Raw genomic sequence first — 20,908 nt, 5'->3', positions numbered from 1 at the left:
TTGCGAGGAGATGTTCATGAAAAGAAAAATAATAGTAATCCTATTGCTTGTATTTGTTATTCTGATAAATGGAAATGCTCAACGAGATTCGATCGATATGCCCATTTATGAGGGCAGAAGCCTCGTTATTGGTGTGATCGGAGAAACACCGCAAGTTAGGGAGAAGGGGCATGTGGGTTTTAGGGAGGTTACGTTTCAGCAGCTAGAGGATCTAGACTTTTCCGCGGAGCTTGACGCTGTTTTCATAACCAAAGAACATCTGGTGGAAGCTTCTGAGCCCAAGTATACAAAAGTTTATCATCAGGCTGAAGTGCCTTTTTTCTATATCGAGTCTAAAAAATCTCATGTCCCCTTCACGATCGAGGAATTGTCCTACGATGAGGTTCCGGATCTTTCATCGGATATGTACGCAACAGGATATTACGGCAAGGATGCGTCGCATTGGGGTTACGGTTTATACAACGGTGTAATGAATGAGACCAATATCCAGGCTGTCTATTCCCATATTTTTGCGACCATCGAGTCGTTGCATAATGACGGAGGAACGTAATTTGCGAGAAATAAATTGGTTGGAGAAAAACGAGACGCTCGAGTCATTGCTCAAGCATGAAACTTCATTCCATGCCGTCCCATTAGATTCCGGGATGGAGGCAGAAGTGATGATGATCACCACATTAACGGCAGACTATGTACTAAAGGTTTGGAATAAAGATTCCAAGCCCAACGTTCAGATGCAATATCACATATTGAATGCATTGTGCACGCATGGAAGCGCGGTTTCGAAACCTTTAGGCTGGGGGACAGACCGGAATGGCAACCCAGTTTTGCTGACCAGTTATGATGGTACTCCCGTTCAAAATGTGAATCAGCCTAAACTAATGAAACTTGCTAAGATGCTATTGGATATACATAAGCTTCCCCTGGATAGCCAGAGAGGCTCTGGGTTGAAGAGATATGATTTCATCTCCTATTTTTATCCTCGAATTGATGAGTTTCCCGATATCAAACAGCCATTGATGGAGCTTGTTCAGCGTGCGAACATGAAACAAGATTGTGTCATCCATGGCGACTACCATCTGGGCAATATTCTTGAGATGGAAGACAAGTTGACCGTCATCGATTGGACTAATGTCCAAATGGGCGATCCCAGGTATGACATCGCTTGGTCGATATTCTTAATGTGGATATATGTGAGCGAGAAGGGAGCTTCTTTCTACCGTGCTGTATTTTGTACCGAGAACCGTTACGAAGCGGATGAGCTCGAGCTTTTTGAAGCTATAGCCTGTCTGCGCTGGGTTTTGCTTAGTAAAGTGGCCCGCCTACCCATTAGAAAGGATACGATCGCAAGGGTCAGGTCAATCTTGTTGCGCAGCAACTATTTAAAGCTCAAGCTTGATTTAGTCTGATCCAACAAAAATACACAGCCGCCCCTCAGATCAGAGTTAGATCGAATTGGGAAATTTACAGCAGTACATTCAGCCCCCTATAACCATCCAACAAGATGGTAAGGGGCTTTTTTATGAAGCAGCGGGATGCACCAAAGCCGGGATCACGCACCGAGCGCACAGGGAGAAGTGCGCCCGCTAAGTCATAAAAGCCCCGACAACGCTCGGATAATCTTCTTACCAAAAATTAAAAAAAGAGGGTTGACAGAAGCATATCCGATCTTGTAATCTGTGATTGTAATCGTTTACGTAATCGATTACATAATGGAATCATAACGTTTTGAGGTGAACAATGTTTGGCAAGAGCAACGATTAAACAAGTAGCAGCGGCAGCAGAAGTATCTACGGCAACCGTTTCAAGAGTGCTGAACGACAGCGATTATGTAAGCGATGAAATTAAAGAGCGCGTAATGGCGGCGGTGAACCAGTTGAATTACCGGCCAAGCGCCATCGCCCGAAGTCTTAAGCAGGACCGTACGTATATGATCGGGGTCATCGTTCCCGATATCTCGAACCCTTATTTCATGGGAATCTCCAGAGGTATTGAGGATATTGTAGGCAAAGAGGGCTTTCAGCTCATATTCTGCAGCTCGGACGAGAATCCGGATAAGGAAAAACGATTGCTTAAGCTTATGCAGGAAAAGCGCGTGGACGCCGTCGTACTGGCGACGTCAGGCGGAAATGATCCGGCGATCAAGCAACTGGCAGATTCTAAAATGCCGATCATCCTCATAGACAGAAAACTGGACTCGCCTGAAATAGGATTTCGACTCGATCTGGTAGCCGAGGACAATACCGAAGGCGCAACCCGTCTAACCAGAAAACTGTTAGAGGATGGGCATACGGCCATTGGGGTGGTAAACGGCCCGACGAGATCAAGTACGGGCAGGGAGCGTCTTGACGGTGTTCGGAAGGCGATGGAGGAATACGGACTGCACGAGGAACCGCTGGTGTATAATGGCGACTTCTCTACAGAGGACGGAATCCGGGCGGTACGGCATTTTCTGGGGCTGAAGCATCGGCCCACTGCGATTATATCTCTGAATAACCGAATGAGTCTTGGCGTATTGCTTGAGATTGTACGCAGTGGACTAAAGATTCCGGATGACATGGCAGTAGCTTCTTTCGGTGAGGTAGAGGCCGGTCCATTACTCAAAGGATCGGGACTTTATTATATGGAACAGCATCCCTATGAAATGGGAATCAAAGCCGGTGAGATTCTTCTACGTCGAATTCGCGAAGAAGCACCGCTGTCTGATCCGGAAATTGAAATTTACAGCAATGAAGTGAAACAGCTGAATTGACCTATAAGCTGCCGTTCTAAAAACAGAGAGGATGATGACAATGCATTATCAAACCCAAATCTGCAATCGATTGCAGAATCAATTGCCGAAGATCGGCATTCGTCCAGTCGTCGATGGTCGGAGGGGAGGCATTCGGGAATCGTTAGAGGATGTAACGATGGATATGGCGAAGCGAACTGCACGCCTGCTTACCGAAAATCTAACGCATAGCAACGGGCTTCCGGTCGAATGCGTGATTGCCGACACCTGCATTGGAGGAGTAGCCGAAGCCGCAAGAACGGAAGAGAAGTTTGCCAGGGAAAATGTAGGACTAACCATTTCGGTGACACCTTCCTGGTGCTATCCGACGGAAACGATGGATACCCATCCGACAAGGCCGAAAGCGATTTGGGGATTTAACGGAACCGAGCGCCCCGGTGCCGTGTATCTGGCGGCAGCTCTTGGAGCACACAATCAGAAGGGACTCCCGGCTTTCTCGATCTATGGACGCGATGTGCAGGATATCGGGGATACCGAAATTACAGCTGACGTACAGGAGAAGCTTCTGCAATTTGCAAAGGCAGGCCTTGCCGTAGCGACCATGAAGGGGACTTCCTATCTGTCGATGGGTACCGTTTCCATGGGAATCGCGGGCTGTATCGTCGACGAGAACTTTTTCCAGAAGTATCTTGGGATGCGCAATGAATACGTGGATATGACGGAATTCGTAAGGCGAATCGAGCTGGAAATATACGACCGCGACGAATATGAGCGGGCACTGGCCTGGATTAAAGAGAACTGCAAGCCAGGGACGGACGTCAATCCGGAGCATTTAAAGCGAACCGATGAGCAGAAGCGGCAGGATTGGGAGACCGTCGCGAAGATGGCGTTAATCGCACGCGATTTGATGGTGGGCAATCCGAAGCTGGCTGAAATGGGATACGGGGAGGAAGCGCTCGGGCGAAATGCGCTGGCAGCAGGGTTTCAAGGACAGCGTGCCTGGACGGACTATTTCCCGACCGGAGATTTCATGGAGGCAGTACTCAATTCCTCCTTTGATTGGAATGGTCTGAGGGAACCCTACATGGTTGCAACGGAGAACGATAATTTGAACGGAATTACGATGCTGTTCGGACATCTCCTGACGGACGCAGCCCAGGTATTTGCAGATGTTCGTACATATTGGAGCCCTGAAGCGGTAAAGCGTGTAACAGGGTATCAGCTTGAGTGGATCGCAGAGCAGGGCGTGATCCATCTGATCAACTCCGGGCCTGCTGCCCTTGACGGAACGGGAAGGCAGACGAAGGACGGCAGACCGGCGATGAAGCCGTTCTGGGAAATCACGCAGGAGGAAGTTCAAGACTGTCTGGATGCGGTCAAGTGGTGTCCGGCTATCGATTTCTTCCGCGGCGGCGGCTTCTCAACAGACTTCACGACCCGGGAAGGCATGCCGGTCACGATTGCGAGGATCAATATGGTTGCGGGTGTCGGGCCGGTCCTTCATATTGCCGAGGGAATGACCGTGGAGCTGCCGGAGGCGGTGCACGATGTATTGGATCAGCGAAGCGATCCTACGTGGCCGACGACCTGGTTCGTGCCAAATCTGACCGGCGAGGGACTGTTCAAGGATGTATACACCGTGATGAGCAGCTGGGGATCCAACCATGCCGCCATGAGTTACGGCCATATCGGCGGAGATCTGATCACCTTGGCTTCGATGCTCCGCATTCCGGTATGCATGCATAACGTACCGGAGGAACGGATATTCCGGCCGAGCGCATGGACCGCTTTCGGCGGACTGGAGCCGGTCTCGGCAGACTACCGGGCATGCGCGTCTTATGGTCCGTTGTATAAATAGGAGGCGGATGAAATGAAGCAGTTATACACTATTGGCGTGGATTTCGGTACCGAATCGGGCAGGGCTTTGCTCGTTGATATCAATACAGGGCAAGAAGTCGCGACGCATGTAACGCCATACACGCACGGAGTTATGGACGAGGCGCTGGTCCACTCGGACTTGAAGCTGGAGCAGGATTGGGCGCTGCAGCATCCGGGGGACTACATGGAAGTCCTTCAGCAATCCATCCCGCGTGTGTTGTCGGAGGCTAACGTATCACCTGATCAAGTCATAGGGATCGGCGTCGATTTTACAGCGTGTACAATGATGCCGCTGGATGCCGGGGGAACTCCGCTGTGCATGCTGGAGGAGTGGAGAGACAACCCGCATAGCTGGGTAAAGCTGTGGAAGCACCACGCGGCACAGGATGAAGCGAACCTGATTAATGAAGCCGCAATACGGCGGGGTGAGAAATTTCTTGCTCGCTATGGAGGTAAGCTTTCCTCGGAGTGGATGCTTGCGAAGTCTTTACAGATTCTGAATGAAGCTCCGGAGATCTATGAGCAGGCTGTATTGTTCATGGAGGCTGCCGATTGGGTGGTCATGCAATTGACCGGTCAGCTCGCGCGGAGCAGCTGCACCTCAGGCTACAAAGCCAATTGGCATAAACGGGAGGGATACCCGTCCAAGGAGTTCCTGAAGTCGCTTGATCCGAGGTTTGGTGACCTCGTGGAGACGAAGCTGAGAGGCCCGATCAAGCCCTTGGGCTCGAAAGCGGGCGGATTAACCGAATCTATGGCAGCCATGACCGGGCTTCTGCCGGGCACCGCGGTCGCCGTAGCCATCATCGATGCCCATGCCATGGTGCCGGCCGTTAGTGTGGTAACCCCTGGCAAGCTGGTGCTTGCGATGGGAACCTCTACTTGTCACTTGATTTTAAGCGACAAGGAAGTGACGGGCGAAGGCATTTGCGGCGTCGTCGAGGACGGGATCATTCCCGGTTATTACGGGTATGAAGCCGGGCAATCGGCCGTAGGCGACATCTTCGCGTGGTATGTGGAAGAGGCTGTGCCGGAATATGTTCGTCGCAAAGCATCCGAAGAGCGGCTTGGCATTCATGAGTGGCTTGAGAAGGAAGCGGCCCGGTATGCGCCTGGCCAAAGCGGACTACTGGCACTCGATTGGTGGAACGGAAGCCGCTCTGTACTGATGGATGCCGATCTTAGCGGCGTAATGCTCGGCTTGACCCTGCAAACCAAGCCTGCGGAAATATACCGGGCGCTGCTGGAGGCCACTGCGTTTGGAACGCGGGCGATTATCGATGCTTTTACTGTAAGCGGCGTAGAAGTCCAGGAGCTCTATGCTTGCGGCGGATTGCCGCAGCGAAACCGTTTGCTGATGCAAATCTATGCTGACGTTACCGGCAAAGAAATCAAAGTAGCGGATACAATCCAGACGGCCGCTTTTGGTGCAGCCATGTTCGGTGCCGTGGCGGCAGGCAAAGAGCAAGGTGGCTTTGGGAGTATCGTTGAGGCTGCGGAAGCAATAGCCCGTGTTCGGAAAGAGACCTTTAAGCCGATTGAGGCCAATGTGCGAGTGTATGATCAATTGTACAAGGAATATAAAGGCCTTCATGATTATTTGGGCAGAGGCGAAAACGGGGTGCTGAAACGCTTGAAGGCATTAAGAAGCGGTAAATCACCGGAATGAATGTGTGAATGAAAGCCTGAATAAACGCGAGGTCACAACGAAATATCGCCTGGCGGCGTTGGACTCATAAACTGGGAATGCAGGTTCTGGAAGGGCCCTGCATTCCATCACCATCAATTCTGCAATCGATGTCACATTTTGGGAAACGAGTTCTAGAAATACTTATATAACCTTTATCCACCAATCTAAAAGGAGCGAACCATCCATGAACAATCATTCAGCATTATCTTCACTCAGCCTTACTCGCAACGGGAAAAGTAAACGGGAATCCAGCTACGACCGTTCGGGAGGCAATAAAGATTACTTCTCCATCAACCCTGGCGACCGGACCGAAATTTGCAACATTCCAGGCGCGGGCGTCATCACCCACATCTGGATGACGATGGCGACTGACGCGCCTGCTGAGGAATTGTATCTACCGCGTAAAATCGTTCTACGCATGTACTGGGACCAGGAGACGGAGCCCAGCGTGGAAGCGCCGATCGGTGATTTTTTCGGAATGGGGCATGGGCTCACCAAAAACTATACGTCAGCGGCATTGATGATGAGTCCCGAGGACGGCAAGGCATTCAACAGCTTTTTCCGGATGCCTTTTGCGGATGGAGCCCGTATTACGATTGAGAGCGAGGCGGACCATCCGATCAAATTCTATTTCTATGTGAATTACGAATCATACGATAAGCTGCCTGAGGAGGAGCTTAGATTTCATGCCCAGTGGCATCGGGAAAATCCGACGGACGGGATACCGGATAACAGAGTGGATTACGCCTTCTATGAATTCGGCGGCAAGAATACGACCGGAGACGGGAACTATGTCATCCTGGACGCGGTGGGGAAAGGTCATTACATCGGCTGCAACTTCAATGTCCATAACCTGCGCGATACGCGGGAGTGGAACTGGTACGGCGAAGGGGACGACATGATCTTCATCGATGGGGAGCCATGGCCTCCGACCTTGCACGGAACGGGGATGGAGGATTACTTCAACACGGCCTGGTGTCCGCAGCAGGAAGTGTGCACGCCCTATCATGGCATTATTCTGGGAGGGGGACCGAACTGGAGCGGCAAAATCTCCACGTACCGGTATCATATCCTCGACCCGATCATGTTCGAGAGCAGCATTAAGGTAACGATCGAGCACGGACATAACAATCATCGGAGCGACGATGTTTCCTCTACGGCGTACTGGTATCAGGCTGAACCTCATCGTCCTTTCCCGGCGCTGCCTAAGGTGGATAAGAGAATGCCCCTGCCGGATATCAAGCCGCTTAACGATGATAGCATGAAGCAAATATTCGGCCACTCCAACCCTTAATACAGGGGTGGAATAGTGAATCGAAAGGGGAGATGAGCTTGAAATTGAAATCGGCCTTGCTCGCCGGCCTACTCGTGCTGCTTTGCGGCTGCACGAGCGGCAGCAAGGTGAATCCCCAGCTAGATGGAGCAGACAAGGGCTTTATATTAACAGGCATTACCGGCCTGGAACAAATTTCGCAATTGACGGGCGAACAATCCCCCAATCGTACCGATCAATACGCGGTGTACGGTACCGATCTCGGTTCTATGATGAACGATGGGGAACGAACCTACTTCGTGTTCGGGGATACGTTCGGCGAACGGGCGCCAGATCAGATAGGCGGAGGGGGCAGCTACTGGCGCTCCAATACGATGGCCTATACCACGGATATGGAACCGGCTGACGGCATCACGTTTGAAAACATGGTGACGGATGAATTCGGTACAGCCAAGGAGCTGCTGCCCTCCGTCAAAATCGATTATGAAGAAATGACCAAAATTCCGACTCATGGCATTGCGGCAGGTGGTGCATTGTATGTGTACTACATGTCGGTCAATCATTGGGGAGATCCCGGGAAGTGGGACGCCAACTACAGCAGCGTGGCCAAATCGGTTGATAACGGTGAGACGTGGGAGCTCCAGGATCAACTGCGTTGGCCGGGGGACAGCAATTTCATTCAGGTCAGTCCCTATAAGGTAAAGAATGAAGCAGGCGGGACGGACATTTATTTCTGGGGTATTCCAGCCGGACGCTATGGCGGCGTTCAGCTCATGAAGGTGGGAGAAGAGAACATCGAGAATCTGTCCGAGTACGAGTACTATAGTGGTCTGGACGATGATGGTAATCCCAGATGGAGTACCGATAAGAAAGATGCCCAGAATGTAGTGGATGACACGGTCGGCGAGCTTTCTGTTGTATGGAACTCTTATCTGGAACGTTGGCTGATGACATATCTGAAGGAAGGCCAGGGTGTTGTCATACGTGAAGGGATGACGCCGTGGGGGCCGTGGGGCGAGCCTCTGGATTTGGTCCGAGCCGAGGATTATCCAGGACTGTATGGTCCCTATATGAATGATCGGTATACCGAGAATGACGGGCGAACGATTTATTTCACGCTATCTTTGTGGGATCCGTACAACGTCTTTTGGTATAAAGCTTCTCTGGAAAAATGACAACGGATTCAACGAATGTTCGGTTTAAATGCGAATCGCGTTTAAATAGGTTGATCCATTATAAGGAGGGTTCATGGTGCAGAAAACAAACATCAGTTTTAAATCCTGGAAAGTTTTGTTCTCCACACTTATGGTACTGGCGCTGCTCGTTACAGGCTGTGGCGGACGATCCGGCGGCCCGGCAGGCGGAGCATCAAGCAATTCACCGGAAAATGAAAGCGCAAACAACGGTGGTGGCAGCGGCGATAAAATTGTAATCAACTTCTGGGCGCAAAAATTCGAGGAAACGACCGATGAGTGGTTCAAAAAATGGGTCGGCGAGTACAACAAATCTCAGAATAATGTGGAAGTGAAACTGACGATCGTTCCGGGCGACGCTTGGGATCAAAAAATGAAAGCGGCTCAAGCCGCGGGGAAAGCGCCGGATATCCGAACGATCAACTACGGAAACGTGGCTAATGCCGCGAAGACAGGACAGCTGACGGCACTGAACGATTTGATGAATCCGGCAGTATTCGATGATTTGTACGACAACATGAAGGAATTTGTATCCGTTAACGGTAAGTACTACGCTTATCCAAAGCTGGTCGAACCTTCTGCCGTCATGTTCTATCGGAAGGATTTGTTCCAGGAGGCCGGGCTTGATCCGAATCAGCCGCCAAAGTCGTGGGATGAGCTTCTGGATGCAGCTCAGAAGCTGACCAAGAAAGGCGTGTTCGGATTATCGATCGCACAAACCGCTCCGGATTTGGGCTGGTCGAGCTGGGGGCTGCAGTATAATGCAGCAGGACATCTTGCGGTTACGGAGGACTGGTCCAAAGCAGACGTAAACAATGACGGCTACAAGGCACTTTTGAATTTTTACCAGAAAGCTTACCAATCTGGCGTCATGCCGAAGCAGGCTCTGGCCGGGTATGCGGATATCAAGCCTTTCGGCGAGGGCAAGATTGCCATCCAGATTTGCGGTTCCTGGGCGATGGGGCAGCTTCGCAACACCTATAAGGATTTGGTGGATAAAGTGGGGATTGCACCGATGGCATCGTTGGACGGCGATTTGACGAAACCGACGGCAACGCTTGGCGGCTGGTCGCTCGCGGTAGACGGCAAATCCAAGCATGCGCAAGAATCGGCAGATTTCATCTCTTATCTCCTCGCCGGGGATCCGAACATCATGATCGACTTTTTCAAGACGTCCCAATTCTCCAAGTTCTCCCCGCGTAAATCGGTGGACGAAGCGATGAAATCCGATCCGGATGCATCCAAGGATAATTGGCGTGCGCTGGTCTCTGAGCAGATCATTCCTTACTCCCAGGCTGAACCGATCTATCCATGGGATATCAGCTTCGCACTCTCCACTTCCATTGAGTCCGCCATGAAAGGAACGCCGGTGGATAAGGCGCTGGAGAAAGCGGAAAAGGATATTAACGATTTCATATCCAAGAACAATCTTGCCGGCACAAATCCGAAAAATTAGCGCTTTAGCGGCCACCCGGGGATCATCCCTTCAGATACGGATATCCGATTTCGGATGGCTGCCTCATCCTTAGGTCATGGTGGTGACTCTACATGTTTAAGAAAAATTACCGGCAGGACAATGGGGTGGCTTATTTGCTTCTCGCACCCATCGTCATCCTGCTGACGATCTTTGTCATCATACCTTTCTTCTATGCCCTGCGCGTGAGCTTCTATAATTGGAGCTTCTACCAGGATTCCACCTTTGTGGGCTTACAGAACTTCTATATGGTGCTGACCGATGACCTCTTTCTCCAGTCCATTTGGGTAGGGCTCAAGTTTGCCCTTATGGTCGTTCCGACAATGCTGATTCTCTCATTTCTGTTCGCCAACATCATTAAGAACCTGGGCTCCGGCTTTGCAAGCGTTGTGAAGACCTCCGTGTACATCCCAACCATCATTTCCGGGATCGTGGCATCGGTCATCTTCGTCTTTATCTTCGATTATGCAGGCGGCTTGGCCAACTACATCATCGGACTGTTCGGATACGAGCCGAAAGCGTGGCTTGCCGAAGTAGCTACGGCACTGCCCAGCATCGCAGCCCCTGCCGTATGGCTGGGCTTCGGCCTCACAACGCTGATCATGCTGGCAGGTCTCCACGATATTCCGAAAAGCTACTATGAGGCTGCGGAACTGGAAGGAGCGGGCACCTTTGTTCGGATGTGGTATATCACGATTCCGCTCATGCGCAATGTGATCCTGTATCTGCTCGTAACCGGATTTACGGCGCAAATCTCACAGTTCGAGCTGTCCCTCGTGATGACGGGCGGCGGACCGCTTAGCGAGACCACAACGCCGAACCTGTACATCTTGAACCATTTCCGCAACGACGTCATGGTCGGCAACTCGATCGCGGCATCGCTGCTGTTGTTTGTGGTCCTGGGCAGTATCTCGGCCATCATCTTCAGAGTGTTGAATTCGGAAAAAGCGATCGACGGTTAGGGAAGACAGGAGGATAACAAGATGAAAACGTTCAACGGACTTCAAAAAACATTGATGACACTCTTGACCGGCCTGGTGACCATTATGGCTCTGTTCCCGCTGCTGTGGGTCATCCTTGCCGGGTTCAAAGACAAAGCGGAGGTGCTTGCCACTCCGTTCCGATTCTTCCCGAAGAAATGGATGGTTCAGAATTACATGGACATTCTGGGCGATTCGGCCTTCATTCAAACGATGCTGGTTACATTCGGGGGCGCCGTTCTTTTTGCATTGCTAAGCTTGGCCGTTAACGCTACTGCGGCTTACGTCTTCTCCAGGCTGGAATTCCGGTTCAAGACATTTCTGTGGGTTTACGTCATCATCACCATGTTCATTCCCGGCATGGCGATCCTGCTGACCTCCTTTATCGTGGTGAATGAGATGGGCATGCTCGACACCCTTGCGGTGCTCGTATTGCCCGGGATTGCTTCCGCGGGACATATGTTCTTCATCCGCCAATTCTATCTGAATATTCCAATGGCGCTGGAAGAGGCGGCACTGATCGATGGAGCGGGCAGGATCAAGATTTTTACGCATATTTTCATTCCAATGTCGTTCCCGGTCTTTGTCATTGTGGGCATTGGCTCCTATTTAGCCTATTGGAACTCCTTCGTATGGCCGACGATGACGATTACCAATCCGGAGCTGTTTCAGATTATGCAGTACTTGTACACCTTCCGTTCCGAGCGTGCAACGGAAATGGGCATGTTGATGGCCGGATCGGCGCTTTCCTGTCTGCCGACCATTATCCTGTTCCTCTTCTTCCAGAAGCACATCATATCAGGAATCAAAATCTCCGGATTAAAATAAACGATCTAAGCCATACAGGTGGAGGTGAAGCATGATTATTCTTGAGAACAGACTCATCCGGCTTGAACTCAGCGAGACGGACGGTACGATTCAAGCTGTTCGCGATAACTTAAGAGGGATCGATTATATCGCGGTTGCGGGCATTACGGATCCCTTTCGCCTTGAGACAGACGCGGGCTTCAGCAGTTCCTTTCAGCGATTCGATTGGGACAGGAACAAGACGGCATCCGGGCAGGATCAAGTTCGACTAAGCTGGCACACGCAGGAAGGCATGATCGTAACCTCTTCCTTGACACTCTCGGCGGAGGGGGACGGTATTGAATTTCGATGCGACGCTGAAAACAACTCGGATTGCAGATTGCTTAGTCTGGAATATCCGATTATCCCGAATTTGACCACGATTACGGAGCATGGGGAGGAGGATTATATTGCTCACCCCTTTGCTACCGGATTTGAGGTCAACGACCCGATGAAGGTGTTTGAAATGAATGGGATCAGTTTTCGTTTCATGCCGTACCCGGAAAGCTTCTCAGGGGCGACGATGCAGTTCTTTGCCTATTATGGCAAGGACAGGGGCGGGCTGTATTTCGCGGCCCTGGACGGCGAAGGCCATCCGAAGTGGCTTAATTTCTTCAAGAACGGAAACGGCATGCTGGAAGCTTCGATGATCCATGGCTGCAGTGATATGGGTTCCGGTAAAGGGATTCAGCCTCATTACCCGGTGCAGCTGTCGCTTCTGTTAGGAACCGGGTGGTACGAAGCTGCTGATCGATACAAGAGTTGGGCCGTACAGCAGAAATGGTGTTCACGCGGCAAGCTTGCGGGCAGGGCTGCGAAGGAGGGGAGTCAATGGCTGCATGAGGATATGGGGGCAGCTACCTTTGGGATCAATGCGGGATCGGATCGGACTGCATGGATTCAGAAATACCATGAAAGCATCGGAACGCCGATGTTTCACATCCTGGGCCCAGACTGGACGCACCGGCCGCAAACGTTTGGCAGCGGCGTGCCTGGGGGATACGACGATTGGTTTCCGACCCGCTTCAACCCAGAGAACATCGCTCTGATCCGAAAGCTGGGCCACCGCTTCGCTCCTTTCGAGTTCGATTACTTGTATCATTTTGACGGAGCGGACGGCGCACTTGGCAGGGAAGCCGCGCAGAAATTTCCCGATCTGAAAAAAAGCGTGGATGCGTACCGCTTCCCGTTCCTCTGTCCGGCACATCCGTATACTCATGACTTTCATGTGAAACGGGATACGGCGCTGCAGCAGAGTGATGATGTCGATGCGATTTATTATGACATCTCCGCCAACAACATTCTGAAAATCTGCATGGATGAAAGTCATGGTCATCCGGTTGGAGCCGGCATCATGATAGAGGATGCCTACCGGCGGAACTATGCGGATACGAAGGCGGCTATGTGCGAAACTGCAGGCCGTTATATCCCCATGGGCACCGAGATGATCAATGAAACGATGCTGGATCTGATCGACTATTATCAGGCGCGGGCCGGAGGGCAGCCCGCAGCGCCGCTTGAAGGCTGGCCGATCCGGGAACTGCTTAAGTCAGGCGAGGCCCGCCTGATCCCGATGTTCACGTACGTATATCATGAGTACGGCGCGCTGAGACTAGATGGCTGGGGCAAGCTGACGGAGGAGATCGGGGAGCTGTACTATTTTACGGTGGCACGCACGTACCTCTGGGGCGGATTGTACGAACTGAATTACGAATACAGCCCGATGGAGGTACTGGACGGCAACGAAAATAAGGCGGAGGAGCATTACTATTCGTTTGATCCGCGCGGGTATGCCTTCTCCACGAACAGGGCAGATTACTTGGCCCTGTATGCACGACTACGGACCGGAGCAGCGAAGGCGTATTGGTCATATGGGACCATGCTTCGGCCGCTCTCCTTCGACAGCCCTCAGACTTCCATGAAATGGTTTCATTATAACCATGGTAAGGGAACACCGGAGTATAACAATGAGGGGGAACTTTTGACTGACTCCGTCATACACGCGGCATGGCAGAATGAGCAAGGAGATGTTGGCTTATTCTTTGCGAATGTGACTGAAGAGGAGCAAACGATTCGTGTAGATTTTCGTCCGGAAGACTACGGGAAAACAGCAGTGAACGGACGGCTGTTCACGCTAGCGGGTGAGCAGGCCGTTAATTGCGCTCCACAGCAAGATGCTCAGCGCTTGCTAACGCTTCCGCCCCGAAGCATGGCAATGCTGGAATTTGACATAGCCATGTATTCGAGAACATAAATAGCACCGCTGCTTGAGGCCGATGTGTGAAGGAGGGTGTCCGTGATGTTTATGAAAAAGATGACGACAGGTGTTCTCGCCGTGTCCATAATATTCGCTTCCGCGTGGGCAGGCAGCGCCGAAGCGCTGACGCCGGAAGGCACGAAGATGATCGCCCGGGTAACGGGTGCAACGCCTGTCGGAGAGACCATGCCGAATCCGAATCAAACCCACGTAAACTACAATGTCGGCGGGACGGATTTGGGCATCGTGTGGGATAAGGGAGGTGGCGAATTTTTCATTGCTTTCGGCGATACGAACGATACGGCAGGCAACTGGAACCGGAGCAATTTGCTGGCGATCTCATCAGATACGAATCTGGAGGATGGACTTACCTTCTCCACAATGATTCAGAGCAGGCCAGGCCAGGCCAAGGAAATTCTCCCCTCCAAAAAAATCAACAATGATGAAATGACGGTCATTCCGACGGCGGGCGTAACCGTCGGCAACAGGCATTATATCCATTATATGTCCGTCAACCACTGGGGACCAGCCGGCCGATGGTATACGAATTACTCCGGCATCGCTTACTCGGATGACAACGGGCAGAACTGGACCAAGAGTCCGTCCGCTCGCTGGTACAACAACACGTCAACCTGGAACAATCCTTTTCAAATGGCGGCATTCCTTAAGGACAGCGGATTCGTCTATATGTATGCTACGCCAAATGGCCGCTTCGAGGATGTATATCTTGCCCGGGTATCGGAGAATGCGCTGCTGAATATCGGGGATTATCGTTATTGGGACGGTAACGGCTGGTCGGCCGCACAGGCTGCGGCCCGGCCAGTGGCGATCGGTGTGGCGGGCGAGATGTCCGTTGCTTACAACGCCCACTTCAAACGGTATATCATGACCTATCTGAACGAAGACCGGCAGGCGATCGTCATGCGGGATGCGGCAACGCCGATCGGCCCATGGAGCGGGGAAAAAATTCTGGTGCCTGGAGATTTTACGGGCCTTGGTCAGTACAATGCGTATATGCATCCGCTGTCCAATAACGGGCCTGAGATGTATTTTATCATGTCGACCTGGTACCCGGATTACAATACTCATCTAATGAAGACCACGCTGGCCCCTGACATGCTCGGCGACAATCTCATCTCGGACCCAGGCTTCGAAACGCAGATAAAAACGCCGGTCATGGCTCCATGGTATGTTACGGGCGAGGGCGGCTTGGACCGCAAGCTCGGAAATGCCCGAACCGGTGAGAATAATGGCTATGTACGCAATGGCAGCGGATGGAACGCGATCAAGCAGCGGGTCGTGGTGCAGCCGTACACCAATTACACGCTGAAAGGCTGGGTTCGTACATCGAGCAACAATACGGAAGGTTACTTCGGGATAAGGGAGCCTGTAGATGGTGCCGTCGTTAAGGAAACCGCTTTTGCCCAATTGCCTGATTACACGGAACTGACGGTGACCTTTAACTCCGGGAACCGATCCGTTGTGGAATTGTATACGGGATTGTGGGCGAGCGGGGACACCTGGCTTCAGGTTGATGATGTGTCGCTGGTGAGGGATTCGAATCTCGTGGGTCATGCCGGTTTTGAATCGCAATCCTCTTCCAGCCTGACATCGCCCTGGTATTCGAACGGAACGGCCGGGGTAGACCGCAATCTTGGATTTGCACACACTGGAGCAAACAACGGATATGCAAGGGCAAGCAGCGGTTGGAATGCAATCAAGCAGGAGATTTTTGTCGAGCCGGATACCGATTACACATTATCGGCATGGATCCGTACCTCAGACAACCATAACGATGGATATTTCGGCGTAAGGCAGCTTGGCGGAGGTCCGGTGCTGAATGAAACTGCATTTCAGCAAATTCCCGGATATACCCTGAAGACGGTTCGCTTCAACTCGGGCCAGCATCATAGTCTGGAGATATACGCCGGGATGTGGGCAACTTCGGATATGTGGATTCAGGTTGACGATTTCAGCGTGGTTAAGAATTAATGATGAAATGATGCCGAGAAACCGGAAGAAGGGAGACATCAATGATACGATTACCGGATTCTTTTGTGAAACGGTGGGATTACGACAATATAGGGCATACGGCTCCAGAGCTTAGCTTGCATCAGCTGGATGAAGACACGATTCATTGCATACTGACCTTCGAGCTGGAGCAGGAGATTCAACAGGATGACTGGCAGATGCGCTTGGAGCCGGCATTCCTGCCTCATTTTCACTGGGCGCCTCATGTAACACCGACATCCCGGCATGTGATGGACCAACACTGCTTTCGTTCGCCTGTGCTCATCGTTCATGACGATACAAGGACGCTCATGCTCATACCGGATCTGGATCTGATCACGAAGGATGCGGACGCTCGTTGGTACATGGACCTGGATGCTCCTAATAACCTGCTTGTCTTGGGAATGAGCCGAACTCGGGTGAGCGAGCATGTGCTGTTTGAGAAGGTGAATGGGGCTTCATACCCGCCAGGAACGATACGAATCGGCTTCTTTCTTAAAATGGTGGAGGCTGATCAAGCCGTATTCAATCCCTGGCGGCTGGTACTGCAGTTTTTATGGGACAGGTGGGGGCATACGCAATTCCGTCACAGTATCTATGAAGAGGTCCATCTTGACCACTATGTAAGGCATGCCTATGAGTGGGCTTTTCGTCACTGGAAAGACACGGTATGGCAGGAGTTCGAATGGGACGGACGGAACGTAGGGGCTGCGGTATTCATTGCCGATGTGAGTCAAAGCCCGAATTATCCGGGCGTGCCAAACGAGCGGGAGAGCCGATCCGTCTGGAATCAGGCATGGTTCAGCTCCCTTCGCTCGGCACAAGGCATCTGTCGTTACGGCCGGGCACAAGGCGATTCGGAGTTAGTTCGGAAAGCTCTGCTCATGAAAGAGCTTGCTCTCGCTGCTCCGCAGCGCGGCGGGTTCTTTCCCGCCGTCATTGCAACGGAGATGAAGCGGGTAGTGGTAGATGGACAGGAGGTTAACCGTTCCGGGAACTGGGCGTCTGCCTTCTGGGGAAATTCCAATCGCAATCCGGCTGATCCATGGGGTTCGATTGCGGATGCCCCTTATCACGTGCTGGATATGAGCTGGACGGCGCTGCTCATGCTTCGCTGGTTTGATGAGCTAGAGCCGGATCCAAGGCTGCTGGAATATGCCGTGCGCTATGCAGATGCGCTTGTGCCCCTCCAAGACGCGAAAGGCTATTTTCCGGCCTGGCTCAATCAGGATACGTTAGCGCCGCTGGATATTCTTCGAGAGTCCCCGGAAATTTCGCTATCCGTCACTTTGTTGCTGAAGCTGCATGAATTGCGCCCGGATTCCAAATACAAGGAAGCGGCACAGCGGGCGCTGGAGGTTGTGATGAAGGAGATCGTGCCGACCGGCAGGTGGGAGGATTTCGAGACCTATTGGTCCTGCTGCGGTTATGGTCGTGAAGAGCTTCCAGGCAACAAGGTGGCTAGGAATAACATGTTCAAGCAGTGCAATTTCTCCATGTTTTGGACGGCGGAAGCGTTATACCATATGTATAAAATGAGCGGCAATCCTGCCTATTTGAACGTTGGCCAAAGTGTGCTGGATGAAATGCTGATGACGCAGGCTTCCTGGCAGCCTCCCTACCTGTATGTTGACGTATTGGGCGGATTCGGCGTCATGAACTGTGATGGGGAGTGGAATGATGCGCGGCAAAGCTTGTTTGCCGAGTTGATCCTACAATATGGGATGGAACTGGATCTGCCCGAATATATTGAGCGCGGGATCGCCGCTTTGCAGGCCTCGTTCGTCATGATGTATTGTCCCCAGAATGAAAAAACAAAACAGCAGTGGGAGCGGGCGTATCCTTTCTTTAACGAGAAGGATTACGGCTTCATGATGGAGAATTACGGTCATGATGGTGTTGTGGACGAGGAGGGACGAGGCATGGGGACATTCACCATCTTCGATTGGGGGAACGGCGCGGCCGCTGAAGCTTACCTGCGGATTAAGGATCACCTGGGCCAAACGTTGAAAGAACGGTACGGATACGATATCACATACTAAAGGAGCGATAACAGTTGACGAACTTTAATGGGCTCAACATGCACCTCGGAAATTTATCACGGCTGTCCAATGCGCAGACAAGATCCATCAGCGCGGAGAATTTTACCGGTGACAAAGGAAAGGGCGGCATGGCCACCGACGGCACGGGCGCAGCGGCTTCCAGGGACTTGGGCGTGGGCTGGAAGGTCTCTCCTTCCGTGGAGATTTTATCGGGAGAAACGTTTACGATGGGTGACATTCAGGGTCCCGGGGCGATTCAGCATATCTGGCTTACCTGCCATCCGACGCTGTGGCGTAATCTGATTATCCGTATGTATTGGGACGATGAGCAGGCCCCTTCGGTTGAGGTACCCGTCGGTGATTTGTTCTGTAACGGATGGGGGGAGCGCAGCGATGTCAACTCGATTCCGGTTGCCGTGAATCCGGCCGGCGGCATGAACAGCTACTGGCAGATGCCTTTCCGCAAGCATGCCCGATTGACGATGGAGAACCGTGCGCCGGAAAAGGCAGTCCTTTACTATCAAATTGACTATACGCTGACGGACATCCCGGAAGATGAGGCTTATTTTCACGCGCAGTGGCGGAGAACGAATCCCGTTCCTTATAAAGAGGTTTACACCATTCTGGATGGGGTAACTGGACACGGGCACTATGTAGGGACTTACCTCGCTTGGCAGGTGAATAATAACGGCTGGTGGGGCGAAGGCGAGATCAAGTTCTATATGGACGGGGATCAGGATTATCCGACCCTATGCGGTACGGGAACGGAAGATTATTTTGGCGGAGCCTGGAATTGGGAGCAGCCGATTGGTACCTATCGAACCTACTCGACGCCATATCTGGGGATGCACCAAGTGCTGAAGCCGGACGGTTTGTATCGAAGTCAGCAGCGTTTTGGCATGTATCGATGGCATGTCATGGATCCAATCCGCTTTCAAAGCGATCTTCGCGTGACCATTCAGGATCTCGGCTGGAGGTCCGGAGGAAGATATCTTCCGCAGCAGAGCGATATTGCATCGACGGCGTTCTGGTATCAGGCCGAGCCCCATGCGCCATTCCCGGAGCTTCCGGATAATGATGAGCGGGAGGTTATATAAAGGAGCAGCTATTGCTTACCTGGCGGTAAGGTGATAGTGTGAATCCATGGAGCCTTTTGCGGGAGCATATGGCGTTTCCATGGCTGTTAATGGAGGATAGGATGGACAAACATACGATTTATACGATTGCTGAACGGGTAGGCGTATCCCCTTCTACGGTGTCCAGAGCCTTGTCGGGACGAGGTTACTGCAGTCCCATGACGAAGAGCAAAATTCTGGAAGCTGCCAAAGAAATGAACTATGCGCCCGATCATGCAGCGAAAATGCTGAAAATGAGACAAACCAACAAAATCATTTTTGCCGTGCCAGATATATGCAACCCTTTCTACTTCGATATGATCAACGGAATCAATCAGGTGCTGGAAGAGCATGATTACCTGATGATTCTGTTCTACACCAAGCACAGGTTCCAGGAGGAGATGAAGGCGATTCAGACCCTGCGGGAAAATGTGGCCGACGGCATGATCATGGTGTCCTTTCATTTCGGTGAAGAGAATATCGGGGCCATCAATGCACTGCAAGCACCGGTCGTGCTCACGAATAAATATGTCTCGCCGGAAGGGAATGACCGCTTCGACTATGTGTATGTGGACACATATGACGGGATCAAGCAAAGCACGGAGCATCTGATCCGTCAAGGCCTGCGCAGCATCGCCTATCTCGGCGGCAATCTGAGCGAGCAGACCGGCCACGAGCGGTTCTGCGGGTATCGGGATGCCATGCTGAATGCGGGAATACCCTTGATCCCGCGTTTTATCGCCGAATCCGATTACACCGAAAGCGGCGGTTATGCAATGGCGAAGGCGTGGCTGGAAGGGCCCGACCATCCGGAGGGCATTGTTGCCGCGAACGATTTAATGGCGATCGGGGTCATGAAGGCCTGCGAGGAAGCCGGTCTGCGCATTCCCCATGACGTTGCCGTTGTGGGCATGGATAATCTGGACCTTGCCTCCCGCGTATATCCCAAGCTGACGTCCGTTGCCTTGCAGCAGGAGGAAATCGGCCGAAAGGCAGCACAAATCCTGATGGATCGCATGTTGGGAATTCCGAGGGAAGAGCGGGCCGTGAAATTGATGCCGCAGATGGTCGTGCGGGATTCCAGTGTAAGGATTTGAAGAAAGAATAGAGTGCAATGAGAATGGCCATGCGCAAAATAACGGTAACCATTCCAATGAACGCTCAATCATTAGCTGATATGAAATTTAACTGAACATAGTGATGAACCGTCCCTCGTAGTGAAGCAGCGGACGGTTTTTTGTGCTGCAACGACCCTTTAGTATTGATCGGAATTGAGCAACAGAATGTATTGAGAGTAATTATTTTTGCGTTTTGGAGTAATTAATTATTGACTCTAAGAGTAATTTAAAATACCCTATAAAGTAACAGAGTGAATATGAGACATGGAATGGCCACTCTGATTATGGCTTTGAAGGGAGAAAG

15 protein-coding genes are annotated in these 20,908 nt (G+C 51.8%); all 15 read left to right on the top strand.

What is annotated here, in order from left to right; genetic code table 11:
- Positions 1-16: 16 nt before the first annotated feature.
- The 15 genes from ABEW73_RS08270 (at position 17) to ABEW73_RS08200 (ending at position 20,583) form a co-directional block, all read left to right on the top strand.
- The gene (locus ABEW73_RS08270) at positions 17-550 is read left to right on the top strand and encodes a hypothetical protein (RefSeq protein ID WP_430164050.1); all 534 of its coding nucleotides are present in this window, start codon (positions 17-19) and stop codon (positions 548-550) included.
- Between the two features lies 1 nt (position 551).
- Positions 552-1,406, top strand: a complete 855-nt coding sequence (locus ABEW73_RS08265) for an aminoglycoside phosphotransferase family protein (protein ID WP_430164047.1) — start codon at positions 552-554, stop codon at positions 1,404-1,406.
- A 335-nt stretch (positions 1,407-1,741) separates the two neighbouring features.
- Positions 1,742-2,749: a LacI family DNA-binding transcriptional regulator gene (locus ABEW73_RS08260; RefSeq protein ID WP_430164044.1), complete on the top strand. Its 1,008-nt coding sequence runs from the start codon at positions 1,742-1,744 to the stop codon at positions 2,747-2,749.
- Between the two features lie 40 nt (positions 2,750-2,789).
- Entirely contained in the window at positions 2,790-4,586 is a 1,797-nt protein-coding gene (locus tag ABEW73_RS08255) for an L-fucose isomerase (protein ID WP_430164041.1), read from the top strand.
- 12 nt (positions 4,587-4,598) lie between these two features.
- A complete protein-coding gene (locus ABEW73_RS08250) occupies positions 4,599-6,275 on the top strand; it encodes a ribulokinase (RefSeq protein WP_430164038.1) in 1,677 nt (558 codons plus the stop codon).
- Between the two features lie 205 nt (positions 6,276-6,480).
- Positions 6,481-7,590: a glycoside hydrolase family 172 protein gene (locus ABEW73_RS08245; RefSeq protein WP_430164035.1), complete on the top strand. Its 1,110-nt coding sequence runs from the start codon at positions 6,481-6,483 to the stop codon at positions 7,588-7,590.
- 38 nt (positions 7,591-7,628) lie between these two features.
- Positions 7,629-8,744, top strand: a complete 1,116-nt coding sequence (locus ABEW73_RS08240; protein ID WP_430164033.1) for a DUF4185 domain-containing protein — start codon at positions 7,629-7,631, stop codon at positions 8,742-8,744.
- A 76-nt stretch (positions 8,745-8,820) separates the two neighbouring features.
- Positions 8,821-10,218 carry an ABC transporter substrate-binding protein gene (locus ABEW73_RS08235; protein ID WP_430164030.1) on the top strand — a complete coding sequence of 466 codons (1,398 nt, stop codon included), beginning with the start codon at positions 8,821-8,823 and terminating at the stop codon, positions 10,216-10,218.
- 92 nt (positions 10,219-10,310) lie between these two features.
- The gene (locus ABEW73_RS08230; RefSeq protein ID WP_076321888.1) at positions 10,311-11,198 is read left to right on the top strand and encodes a carbohydrate ABC transporter permease; all 888 of its coding nucleotides are present in this window, start codon (positions 10,311-10,313) and stop codon (positions 11,196-11,198) included.
- A 21-nt stretch (positions 11,199-11,219) separates the two neighbouring features.
- The gene (locus ABEW73_RS08225; protein WP_430164027.1) at positions 11,220-12,044 is read left to right on the top strand and encodes a carbohydrate ABC transporter permease; all 825 of its coding nucleotides are present in this window, start codon (positions 11,220-11,222) and stop codon (positions 12,042-12,044) included.
- 31 nt (positions 12,045-12,075) lie between these two features.
- Entirely contained in the window at positions 12,076-14,316 is a 2,241-nt protein-coding gene (locus ABEW73_RS08220; RefSeq protein WP_430164024.1) for a DUF6259 domain-containing protein, read from the top strand.
- A gap of 45 nt (positions 14,317-14,361) precedes the next feature.
- On the top strand, positions 14,362-16,311 hold the full coding sequence (locus tag ABEW73_RS08215) for a DUF4185 domain-containing protein (RefSeq protein WP_430164021.1): 1,950 nt from the start codon (positions 14,362-14,364) through the stop codon (positions 16,309-16,311).
- 41 nt (positions 16,312-16,352) lie between these two features.
- A complete protein-coding gene (locus tag ABEW73_RS08210) occupies positions 16,353-18,371 on the top strand; it encodes a hypothetical protein (RefSeq protein WP_430164018.1) in 2,019 nt (672 codons plus the stop codon).
- Positions 18,372-18,385: 14 nt separating this feature from the next.
- On the top strand, positions 18,386-19,468 hold the full coding sequence (locus tag ABEW73_RS08205; RefSeq protein ID WP_430164015.1) for a glycoside hydrolase family 172 protein: 1,083 nt from the start codon (positions 18,386-18,388) through the stop codon (positions 19,466-19,468).
- Positions 19,469-19,569: 101 nt separating this feature from the next.
- On the top strand, positions 19,570-20,583 hold the full coding sequence (locus tag ABEW73_RS08200; protein ID WP_430164012.1) for a LacI family DNA-binding transcriptional regulator: 1,014 nt from the start codon (positions 19,570-19,572) through the stop codon (positions 20,581-20,583).
- Positions 20,584-20,908: the final 325 nt, after the last annotated feature.

It is taken from the genome of Paenibacillus lautus (assembly GCF_050482385.1).
GTDB classification, from domain to species: Bacteria; Bacillota; Bacilli; order Paenibacillales; family Paenibacillaceae; genus Paenibacillus_AQ; species Paenibacillus_AQ lautus_B.
Note: the sequence above shows the minus strand (reverse complement) of the source record. Positions and strands in the feature narration are given on the sequence as shown.

Coding starts and splice junctions, on each gene's coding strand:
- ABEW73_RS08270 (WP_430164050.1), top strand. CDS start 17: ATGAAAAGAAAAATAATAGTAATCCTATTGCTTGTATTTGTTATTCTG.
- ABEW73_RS08255 (WP_430164041.1), top strand. CDS start 2,790: ATGCATTATCAAACCCAAATCTGCAATCGATTGCAGAATCAATTGCCG.
- ABEW73_RS08250 (WP_430164038.1), top strand. CDS start 4,599: ATGAAGCAGTTATACACTATTGGCGTGGATTTCGGTACCGAATCGGGC.
- ABEW73_RS08245 (WP_430164035.1), top strand. CDS start 6,481: ATGAACAATCATTCAGCATTATCTTCACTCAGCCTTACTCGCAACGGG.
- ABEW73_RS08230 (WP_076321888.1), top strand. CDS start 10,311: ATGTTTAAGAAAAATTACCGGCAGGACAATGGGGTGGCTTATTTGCTT.
- ABEW73_RS08225 (WP_430164027.1), top strand. CDS start 11,220: ATGAAAACGTTCAACGGACTTCAAAAAACATTGATGACACTCTTGACC.
- ABEW73_RS08220 (WP_430164024.1), top strand. CDS start 12,076: ATGATTATTCTTGAGAACAGACTCATCCGGCTTGAACTCAGCGAGACG.
- ABEW73_RS08215 (WP_430164021.1), top strand. CDS start 14,362: ATGTTTATGAAAAAGATGACGACAGGTGTTCTCGCCGTGTCCATAATA.
- ABEW73_RS08210 (WP_430164018.1), top strand. CDS start 16,353: ATGATACGATTACCGGATTCTTTTGTGAAACGGTGGGATTACGACAAT.
- ABEW73_RS08200 (WP_430164012.1), top strand. CDS start 19,570: ATGGACAAACATACGATTTATACGATTGCTGAACGGGTAGGCGTATCC.